Source organism: Streptomyces sp. URMC 126 (assembly GCF_051386555.1).
Taxonomy (GTDB): Bacteria; Actinomycetota; Actinomycetes; order Streptomycetales; family Streptomycetaceae; genus Streptomyces.
This window is the reverse complement of the sequence record NZ_JBPQTX010000491.1, coordinates 1-3,418: the sequence shown is the minus strand read 5'-3', so window position 1 is coordinate 3,418 and position 3,418 is coordinate 1. Positions and strand designations below refer to the sequence as shown.

Below are 3,418 nucleotides of genomic sequence, written 5' to 3'. Positions count from 1 at the left end.
AGCAGGAGGCGGTTCCGGTGAAGATCCGGGTGGAGCGCGATGTACTCGCGGAGGCAGTGGCCTGGGCGGCCGGCAGCGTCCCGAGCCGGGCCGCGCACGCGGCGGCCAGGGCGCGCGGGCGCGTGGTGCGGCCGAGCGACAGGTGCGGGACGAAGCGGTCGCCGCGCGCGGCAGAGCGGGAAGCGGGACGCCAGCTCCTCGTACAGCAGCTCCCAGGGAGCCCGGCCGGCCGCCGCCGGATCCAGCCACACCGTCGCGTACCGCCGGTGCCGGAAGTACCGCACGCCCGCCAGCCGCGCCGGGAAGGCCGGGCACTCCGCCGCCGCCGAGAGCAGCGGCAGGGCTCGCGGGAACGCCTCCTCGGGGACGAAGCCGAACAGCAGGTTCACGTGCGGGGGCCACCGCCGTACCTGCGGATCGTGCTCACGGCGGATCTCCTGGATCACCGGCCGGAGCTCGCGCGGGGGCAGCCACGCCACGGCCGTCCGGGCCGTCGGCGCCGCCTCCGCCACCGGGTCGCCGTCCACCTCCCCATCATCGGCGCCGCACCGCGGGCGCACGAGCCGGACCCCCTGCGCGGGACCCCGTCCGCGTGGCCCACCTCACGTGCCGAATCACCGGCCCCCCTCCTCCCGCGGCCCCTGAGCCTCTAGGCTGACCGGTGCAGCCGGTTCGCCCCCGTCCGCCAGGCGGGACGCGTCGCAAGAGGGAACCCGGTGGGAATCCGGGACTGCCCCGCAGCGGTGAGCGGGAACGACCGCCGTCATACGCACTGGGCCCGACGCACAGGGCCCGGGAAGCGACGGCCAGTAGGAGCCTCGTACGGCACGAGGCGCGCCCGCGAGTCCGAAGACCTGCCCGCTGCCCGCGTACGGTCCACCGTGCGCGGACAACCCGGTGACCTCGAGGGCGGGTCGGCGTTCACACCAGGCGGACGACCGCGCCGTGCCACGCGCCGTCCCCGCCCGGTCCGCCGTCCTTCGCGCCCCCGATCCGTGCCGGGATCCCAGGGAACGAGCTCGCGAAGGAGATCTCCGTGACCACCAAGCCCGCAGCCGCGGCAGCACGGGCCACCGTGTACGGCTACCCCCGCCAGGGGCGGAACCGGGAACTGAAGAAGGCCGTCGAGGGGTACTGGAAGGGCCGCGTCGACGCGGCGGGACTCCGGTCCGTCGCCGCGGGACTGCGCCGGGACGCCTGGCGGGAGCTGGCGGAAGCCGGCGTCCACGAGGTGCCGACGGGCGACTTCTCGTACTACGACCACGTCCTCGACACCACCGTCATGGTCGGCGCGATCCCCGCCCGCCACCGCGCCGCGGTCGAAGCCGACGAACTGGCCGGCTACTTCGCCATGGCCCGAGGCACCCAGGACGTGGCGCCGCTGGAGATGACCAAGTGGTTCGACACCAACTACCACTACTTGGTGCCGGAACTGGGGCCTGACACGGTCTTCACCACCGACTCGTCCAAGTACACGGACGAGGTGAAGGAGGCGCTGGCCCTGGGCCTGACGCCGCGGCCCGTCCTGGTCGGCCCCGTCACCTACCTCCTGCTGGCCAAGCCCGCGCCCGGCGTCGCCCCGGACTTCGACCCGCTGACCCTGCTCGACCGGCTGCTGCCCGTCTACGCCGAGGTCCTGTCCGACCTGCGCGCGGCGGGCGCCCAGTGGGTCCAGCTCGACGAGCCGGCGCTCGTCCAGGACCGGACGCCGGCCCAACTCGGCGCCGCCGCGCGGGCGTACCGCGACCTCGGCGCCGCCACCGACCGGCCGAAGCTGCTGGTCGCCTCCTACTTCGACCGGCTCGGCGAGGCCCTCCCGGTCCTGGCCAAGGCGCCGGTGGAGGGGCTCGCCCTGGACTTCACCGGGCCCGCCGCCGCCAACCTGGACGCGCTGGCCGCCGTGGGCGGGCTGCCCGGCAAGCGGCTGGTGGCGGGGGTCGTCGACGGGCGCAACGTCTGGGTCGCCGACCTGGAGAAGTCGCTGACCACGCTCGGCACCCTGCTGGGGCTGGCCGACCGCGTCGACGTGGCGGCCTCCTGCTCGCTGCTCCACGTCCCCCTCGACGCCACCGCCGAGCGCGACATCGAGCCGCAGATCCTGCGCTGGCTCGCGTTCGCCCGGCAGAAGGCCGACGAGGTCGTCACGCTCGCCCGGGGCCTGACCCACGGCACCGGAGCCATCGCCGCCCGGCTGGCCGCCAACCGCGCCGACCTGGCCTCCCGGGCCGCCTCCCCGATCACCCACGACCCGGCCGTCCGGGCCCGCGCCGCCGCCGTCACCGCCGCCGACAGCCGCCGCTCCGGCCCGTACCCCGAGCGGGCCGCCGCCCAGCGCGCCCGGCTCCGGCTGCCGCTGCTGCCGACCACGACCATCGGTTCCTTCCCCCAGACCGGCGAACTCCGCGCCGCCCGCGCCGACCTGCGGGCCGGACGGATCGACACGGCCGGTTACGAGGAGCGCGTCAGGGCCGAGATCCGGGAGGTGATCGCCTTCCAGGAGAAGGCCGGCCTGGACGTCCTGGTGCACGGCGAGCCCGAACGCAACGACATGGTCCAGTACTTCGCCGAACGGCTGACCGGCTACCTCGCCACCCAGCACGGCTGGGTGCAGTCGTACGGCACCCGCTACGTCCGCCCGCCGATCCTGGCCGGCGACATCTCCCGCCCGGAACCGATGACGGTGCGCTGGACGACGTACGCCCAGTCCCTCACCGACCGTCCCGTCAAGGGCATGCTCACCGGCCCGGTCACCATGCTCGCCTGGTCGTTCGTCCGCGACGACCAGCCGCTCGCCGAGACGGCCCGGCAGGTGGCCCTCGCCCTGCGCGACGAGGTCGGCGACCTGGAGGCGGCCGGGACGGCGGTCGTCCAGGTCGACGAACCCGCGCTGCGCGAGACCCTGCCGCTGCGCGCCGCGGACCGCCCGGCGTACCTGGAGTGGGCCACCGAGGCGTTCCGGCTCACCACCGGCGGGGTACGGCCGGACACCCAGATCCACACGCACATGTGCTACGCGGAGTTCGGGGACATCGTCCAGGCCATCGACGACCTCGACGCCGACGTCATCAGCCTGGAGGCGGCCCGCTCGCACATGCAGGTCGCCCGCGAACTGGCCACCCACGGCTACCCGCGCGAGGCCGGGCCGGGCGTCTACGACATCCACTCCCCGCGCGTGCCGAGCGCGGAGGAGGCGGCGGAGCTGCTGCGCACCGGCCTGAAGGCGATACCGGCCGAACGGCTGTGGGTCAACCCGGACTGCGGCCTGAAGACCCGCGGCTGGCCGGAGACCAGGGCCTCCCTGGAAAACCTGGTGACCGCAGCTCGGACCGTCCGCGAGGAGCTGTCCGGAAGCTGACGGCGCGCGGGCCCGTCGGACCGTACACCGGGTACGGCCCGACGGGCCCGGGCGGGCTGGGGC

At 75.1% G+C, this 3,418-nt stretch carries 1 protein-coding gene, 1 pseudogene and 1 riboswitch; of the genes and pseudogenes, one reads left to right on the top strand and one right to left on the bottom strand.

Features of this window, described 5'->3' with window-relative positions; translation table 11 throughout:
- Positions 1-185: 185 nt before the first annotated feature.
- Positions 186-446, bottom strand: a pseudogene (locus ACSNOK_RS31835) (2'-5' RNA ligase family protein); the annotation flags it as partial.
- Between the two features lie 205 nt (positions 447-651).
- A riboswitch (cobalamin riboswitch) is annotated at positions 652-876 on the top strand.
- A 160-nt stretch (positions 877-1,036) separates the two neighbouring features.
- Here ACSNOK_RS31835 and metE point away from each other — a divergent pair.
- Positions 1,037-3,355 (top strand): 5-methyltetrahydropteroyltriglutamate--homocysteine S-methyltransferase, encoded by a 2,319-nt coding sequence (gene metE, locus ACSNOK_RS31830; protein WP_436784266.1) that lies wholly within the window; start codon positions 1,037-1,039, stop codon positions 3,353-3,355.
- The last annotated feature ends 63 nt before the right edge of the window (positions 3,356-3,418 follow it).